Genomic DNA, 6,482 nt, shown 5'->3' on the forward strand with positions numbered 1-6,482 from the left:
CGGCTGTGTTCTGATTGTGGAGGACGAGGGGTAAAAGTAAAGTTTGTTGTGGAGAAAGAAAAAAGTTGGGAGCATCGGTTGGAAAACGGATGCTCCTTTTTGAGTTAGAGAATGTTCAGGAATTCCTTCGCTGCTTTGGTCAGCGGCAGCTGTGGGTTGTGGGCGATGACGAGGGTTCGGCCGGGGAGTTCTTCCTGGATATCCAGGGGGAAGAGTTCACCATCGTCGGGTATGCAGTAGTCCGGGACAAAGGCGATGCCGAGGCCGATGCGGGCAAGATCAATCAGGAGGTCGTTACTGCCCAGTTCGATCTCCGGGACCAGATCCAGCTGGTGTTGCTGGAAGAGGTGGTGCAGGAATTCGCTGGTGGTGCTTTTCCGGTCGAGCATCATGATCGGGTAGTCCAGGAGATCTTTCAGGTGCAGTTTTTTATCCATCAGTTCTGTGTAGTGAGTTGAGCTTGCAATGAAGCAGTCCCTGAAGGAGTGGATCGTCCGGATATGATCCCCGTGACTTAACCGGGAGTTCGGATAGTTGGTGACAATCAGGTCTACCTGTCCCATTTCCAGAAGATCCACACATTTGGTGGAAGTCTGATTCGTGACTTTGATGTGGACATTCGGGTAGGTTTTATGAAATTTGTTCAGGAACGGAACAAGATAATACCGGCAGATGGTATCGCTTGCGCCGATACGAAGCTGACCTCCCCCCAGGTTACTGGCTTCCATGATCTGCGCTTCTCCGCGTTTGATCAGATTCATTGCCGGTTCGATGTGGCGAAGCAGTGTTTCTCCTTCAGGCGTCAGCTGTACCCGTTTGGTGCTTCGGATAAACAGAGTGATTCCCAGTTTTTTTTCCAGTACTTTGACAGACTGGCTGACAGCTGACTGGGAGATAAACAGTTGTTTGGAAGCGTCCGAAAAGCTCAGGGAGATTGCCACATAGTAAAATACTTTATACAATTCGTAGTTTATATCCATCATTTTTGATAAGTCCTCCTTATAACTGCTTTCAGTATAACAAAATCTTGTGGGTGCATCCAGTATTTTCACAAAAATAAACAAATAATAAGCAAAACTTATTAAAAAGATTAAATATATTAATTTTACTAATAATGCATCCTGTGGTATTTTTATAATGACAGTACACTGGATCTCTGAGAGATGCGATCCAGTGGCCTTAAAAGGAAATAAGACCGAAGAAAATGCCAGATATTGATTCTGGTATCGCGAAGAGCATTTCTGCAAAAGTTATAAACAGGAGTGCACAGAAAGGACAGGGTGAAGGATGAGCAGTGTAAGACGTGTTTATGTAGAAAAGAAACCTGATTTTGCGGTACAGGCAAAAGAATTAAAGCATGAGATCAGCAGCTACCTTGGGATTAAGACTGTGACAGCAGTTCATGTATATATTCGTTACGATGTGGAAAATATTTCAGAGGAAGTGTTTGAGAAAGCATGTACATGTGTATTCTCAGAGCCACCGGTAGATGTACTGTATAAAGAGCAGATTCCGATGGCAGAAGGAGCAAGAGTATTTTCCGTGGAATACCTGCCGGGTCAGTTTGACCAGAGAGCAGATTCTGCAGTGCAGTGTGTACAGTTCCTGAAAGAAGATGAGCAGCCGATCATTAAATCAGCAACCACATATGTGATTGAAGGAAATATCACGGACGAAGAATTCGAAGCAATCAAAAATCACTGTATCAACCCGGTGGATTCCCGCGAGACAGGAATGGTAAAACCGGAGACTCTGGTAACAAAATTTGAAGAACCGGAAGATGTTAAAATCTTTGATGGTTTTATCGATATGGAAGAAGCAGCTCTGAAAGAACTGTACGCTTCTTTGAATCTGGCTATGACATTTAAGGATTTCCAGCATATCCAGAATTATTTTAAAAACGAAGAGAAAAGAAATCCATCCATGACAGAGATTCGTGTGCTGGATACTTACTGGTCCGATCACTGCCGTCATACTACCTTCTCCACAGAACTGAAAAATGTAACATTCAAAGATGGCGATTACAAAGAGCCGATCGTGAAAACTTATGAACAGTATCTGGCAGACAGAGAAGTTCTCTACAAAGGAAGAGATGACAAATTTATCTGTCTGATGGACCTGGCGCTTCTTGCTATGAAAAAGCTGAAATCCGAAGGAAAACTGCAGGATCAGGAAGAATCCGATGAGATCAATGCCTGCTCCATCGTGGTTCCGGTGGATGTAGACGGAAAAGAAGAAGAATGGCTTATCAACTTTAAGAATGAAACACATAACCATCCGACCGAGATCGAACCTTTCGGTGGTGCTGCTACCTGTCTGGGTGGTGCGATCCGTGATCCGCTGTCAGGACGTACTTATGTATATCAGGCAATGCGTGTGACCGGTGCTGCAGATCCTACAGTTTCTGTAAAAGAGACTCTGAAAGGAAAACTGCCACAGAAGAAACTGGTTCGTGGTGCAGCCCATGGCTACAGCTCCTATGGTAACCAGATCGGTCTGGCTACCGGTTATGTAAAAGAAATCTATCATCCGAATTATGTGGCAAAACGTATGGAGATCGGTGCTGTCATGGGTGCGGCTCCGAGACGTGCTGTCAAGAGAGAGAATTCTGATCCGGGCGATATCATCATCCTGTTAGGTGGACGTACCGGCCGTGACGGTATCGGTGGTGCAACCGGTTCTTCCAAAGTACATACAGAAGCTTCTATCGAAGTTTGTGGTGCCGAGGTACAGAAAGGTAACGCTCCGACAGAACGTAAGATCCAGCGTATGTTCCGTAGAGAAGAAGTCAGCAAACTGATCAAAAAATGTAATGACTTTGGTGCAGGCGGTGTATCTGTAGCAATCGGAGAACTGGCACCGGGACTGCAGATCAATCTGGATAAGGTACCGAAAAAATATGCCGGTCTGGATGGAACAGAAATTGCTATTTCCGAGTCGCAGGAACGTATGGCTGTTGTTGTAGATCCGAAAGACGTTGACGAATTCATGAAATATGCCAACGAAGAAAACCTGGAAGCTGTTGTAGTAGCTGTTGTTACCGAAGAACCGCGTCTGGTACTGAACTGGAGAGGAAAAGAAGTTGTTAATATTTCCCGTGCTTTCCTGGATACCAACGGTGCGCATCAGGAGACAGAAGTTCTGGTAGATATTCCGAATAAAGAGGGAAATGTTCTGGAGCGTGAAGAAAAAGCTCCTGCAGATACCAAAGCGGTATGGTTATCTATGCTGGCTGATCTGAATACCTGTTCTCAGAAAGGGCTGGTAGAGATGTTCGACGGATCCATCGGGGCAGGAAGTGTATTTATGCCATATGGTGGTAAATATCAGCTGACAGAAACTCAGGCTATGGTCGCTAAGGTTCCGGTAATGAACGGAAAAACAGATACTGTGACTATGATGAGCTACGGATTTGATCCATATGTATCCAGCTGGAGCCCATATCACGGTGCAGTTTATGCAGTTGTAGAATCTATTGCACGCATCGTAGCGAACGGCGGAGATTACTCCAAGATCCGTTTCACCTTCCAGGAATACTTCCGCCGAATGACAGAGGATCCGGAACGTTGGAGTCAGCCATTTGCAGCGTTGCTCGGTGCATATGCGGCACAGATGGGATTTGGCCTTCCATCTATCGGTGGAAAGGACAGTATGTCCGGAACCTTCAACGATATTGATGTTCCGCCGACACTGGTTTCATTTGCGGTAGATGTGGCTAAGAAACAGGATATTATCACACCGGAACTGAAAAAGGCAGGAAGCAAACTGGTATGGATCCGTCTGCCGAAAGACAGCTATGATCTGCCGGATTATGCAGCAACTATGGATCAGTACGGAAAACTGCATCAGGATATCCTGGATGGTAAAGTGCTTTCCGCTTACGCACTGGATCGTCATGGTATCGCAGCAGCAGTCAGCAAGATGGCATTCGGTAATCAGCTGGGTGTGAAGATTGAACACAATCTGGACGAGAGAGATCTGTTTGCACCGGGATTTGGTGATATCATCTGCGAAGTACCGGCTGACAAAGTCGGAGAACTGTCTGTAACGTATACTGTTATCGGTGAAGTGACAGACGATGCAAAATTCACATACAAAGATGGAATGGAAATCTCCATGAAAGAAGCACTGGATGCATGGACCGGAACTCTGGAGAAAGTCTTCAAGACCAAAGGAACCGATAACATGGAGAAAGTGGAAAGCCCGCTTTACAAAGCAGACAGCATCCATGTGTGCAAACATAAAGTAGCACGTCCGACCGTATTTATCCCGGTATTCCCGGGTACCAACTGTGAGTACGACAGTGCGAAAGCATTTGAACGTGCCGGTGCGGACGTGATCACAAGAGTATTCAAGAATCTGACGGCGGAAGATATCCGTGATTCTGTAGCAATCTTCGAGGAAGCAATCAATCAGGCACAGATCATCATGTTCCCAGGCGGATTCTCCGCCGGTGATGAACCGGATGGTTCTGCAAAATTCTTTGCAACTGCTTTTCAGAATGCGAAGATCAAAGAAGCCGTAACAAAATTGTTGAATGAGAGAGATGGTCTGGCACTTGGTATCTGTAACGGATTCCAGGCTCTGATCAAACTGGGACTGGTTCCTTATGGCGAGATCGTAGGACAGACTGCAGATTCACCGACACTGACTTACAATACCATCGGCAGACATATTTCTAAGATGGTTTACACCAAAGTAGTAACTAACAAATCCTCATGGCTGGCACAGGCAGAACTTGGCAAAGTATATGTCAACCCGGCATCTCATGGAGAGGGTCGTTTCGTGGCAAACAAAGAGTGGATCGATAAACTCTTTGCAAACGGTCAGGTAGCAACCCAGTACTGTGATCTGAATGGAAACGTATCCATGGATGAAGAATGGAACGTCAACGGTTCCTACGCAGCCATAGAAGGAATCACAAGTCCGGATGGTCGTGTACTCGGAAAGATGGCTCACAGCGAACGCCGCGGCGATGCCGTAGCCATGAACATCTACGGAGAACAGGATATCAAGATCTTCGAATCCGGTGTTGCTTATTTTAAATAAGAAGAAACTCATACAAACATTTTCCGAAAAGTAAATAAATCCAGAAAGACTGCTCCGAAAAGGGCAGTCTTTTTGTGTCCAGTGTTTGATGAGAAATAAGAGATCTGGTACAATGATATAAAACTCAGAAAGTGGAGAAAACAGAGAAATGGATTTAAAAGTCAGAAAACATATTTATTTTTATGGTCGCGTTCAGGGTGTAGGTTTCCGGTATTATGCGGTGCAAAAGGCCGGCCAGCTGGGACTTGCCGGATGGGTGAGAAACCGGTATGACGGGAGTGTTGAGATGGAAGTTGAGGGAGCAGAGACAGACATCGATCAGATGATCCTCTTTTTACAGAATCGGACATATATCTGGATCGAGGATATGAGAGTAAAATCCATGTCGTTAGAAGGAGAGTATGGATTTTATGAGAGGGAAGATGAATAAGAAGAGGACAGATAAGGTTACTGTTCATTGGTAATATCCCGCGAGGTTTTAGTGAGCAAAGGTCACAGAAAACCCGAGACATATCGCGCGAATTTATGCGTTTAGCATAAATTCTGTGCATCGCGAAGCGTGTTACTGGGAACGGAGTGAACAGTAAACAGATAAGAAAAAGGGAAAATGCATGAATGAAGAAATCTGTGGACACATTCGTATTTTATGGTAAAATAAAAATAACTATTCAGTACACAAAATATGGAGGTAGAAACAATGGGAGTACATTCAATTGATGCAGAAGACGATCAGTTTGCATACCGCTATGACACACAGCTTCTGATCGACAGAAGAGATGAAGATCTGGACGAGGATGCCATATCCGAATATATTACAGAACATTACGAGGGCAACAGCCTGATCGTGGCTGGAGATGAAGATCTGGTGAAGATCCATTTCCATACTAACGAACCATGGAAAGTGCTGGCTTATTGCAACACTATCGGTGAGATCTATGATATCGTCATTGAAGATATGATCCGCCAGGCGAACGGATTACAGGGCTAAAACTACATACGAGAGACTGCTTTGTAGGAAACGTGTTTCGCAATTGTATATGTAATAATTGCGAAAGCGATGATTTTGGGAACACTAATTAAAAAATGGCAGGTATGAAGATCACATTTTCTGATTATCCGAGAAATGCAGCTTTCTTACTGGAACTGCGGGAACAGGTAAATAAAAAAATTGAGGAATGCCTGTAAGAAGCTGACGATACAGAAGACATTGTAACTGAGAAAGAATAAAGTCCGACAAAGTCACGGAAAGAAAAAACGGGAAACAAATGGTACAATCAGAAGATTATCATTTGTTTCCCGTTTTTTTGGTTCTTCCGCAATTATCCGTATTAGCTATTTGACAATATAAGTTTTGCGGCTAATAGCTCCTTGCCACAACGGCCATACATGGTACGTTTTATCATTTTCAATTTGCTGTTTGTACCCTCAACAAA

The 6,482-nt window shown here is 44.5% G+C and carries 4 protein-coding genes; 3 read left to right on the forward strand and 1 reads right to left on the reverse strand.

Annotation, left to right across the window (positions count from 1 at the left end):
- Window positions 1–104: 104 nt before the first annotated feature.
- A complete protein-coding gene (locus FYJ57_RS07535) occupies window positions 105–980 on the reverse strand; it encodes a LysR family transcriptional regulator (RefSeq protein WP_154432226.1) in 876 nt (291 codons plus the stop codon).
- 307 nt (window positions 981–1,287) lie between these two features.
- On the opposite strand from FYJ57_RS07535, the gene FYJ57_RS07540 reads away from it, so the two are divergent.
- From FYJ57_RS07540 to FYJ57_RS07550, 3 genes are all read left to right on the forward strand, one after another.
- Window positions 1,288–5,049 carry a phosphoribosylformylglycinamidine synthase gene (locus FYJ57_RS07540; protein ID WP_154432220.1) on the forward strand — a complete coding sequence of 1,254 codons (3,762 nt, stop codon included), beginning with the start codon at window positions 1,288–1,290 and terminating at the stop codon, window positions 5,047–5,049.
- Window positions 5,050–5,197: 148 nt separating this feature from the next.
- Window positions 5,198–5,479 carry an acylphosphatase gene (locus FYJ57_RS07545; RefSeq protein WP_022173129.1) on the forward strand — a complete coding sequence of 94 codons (282 nt, stop codon included), beginning with the start codon at window positions 5,198–5,200 and terminating at the stop codon, window positions 5,477–5,479.
- 267 nt (window positions 5,480–5,746) lie between these two features.
- Window positions 5,747–6,037: a fatty acid kinase subunit FakA-related protein gene (locus FYJ57_RS07550; protein WP_022171853.1), complete on the forward strand. Its 291-nt coding sequence runs from the start codon at window positions 5,747–5,749 to the stop codon at window positions 6,035–6,037.
- Window positions 6,038–6,482 lie beyond the last annotated feature (445 nt).

The organism is Oliverpabstia intestinalis, from assembly GCF_009696065.1.
Lineage (GTDB): Bacteria > Bacillota > Clostridia > Lachnospirales > Lachnospiraceae > Oliverpabstia > Oliverpabstia intestinalis.